Raw genomic sequence first — 258 nt, forward strand, 5'->3', positions numbered from 1 at the left:
CGTCTGTCGTCCAGCGAATGAGTGCGTATTATACGCTTTTAAAATTTAATGTCAAGCGTTTTTTTCAAAATTTTTAAAGTTTTTTTGAGATTTGTTAATTCTCGTCTCAAATTCTTTAACTTATTGAATTTAAACAAGTTTTTTATGACTTGCTGTGCTTGAGTGGTGCGTATTATAGGGGGAGGAATGAGGTTGGTCAAGGGGGGATTTAAGAAAAAGTTTAGAAAGTTTGTAAGTGGTTGATTTGGTGGGGGATTT

Annotated in this window: 1 protein-coding gene; it reads right to left on the reverse strand. The window is 34.1% G+C overall.

Annotated elements, in window-relative coordinates; translation table 11 throughout:
* Nucleotides 1-38: 38 nt before the first annotated feature.
* On the reverse strand, nucleotides 39-258 hold a 220-nt coding region (locus tag MBO_RS10110), incomplete at its 5' end, for a hypothetical protein (RefSeq protein ID WP_227712715.1).

Source organism: Moraxella bovoculi 237 (genome assembly GCF_000696305.2).
Classification (GTDB): Bacteria; Pseudomonadota; Gammaproteobacteria; order Pseudomonadales; family Moraxellaceae; genus Moraxella; species Moraxella bovoculi.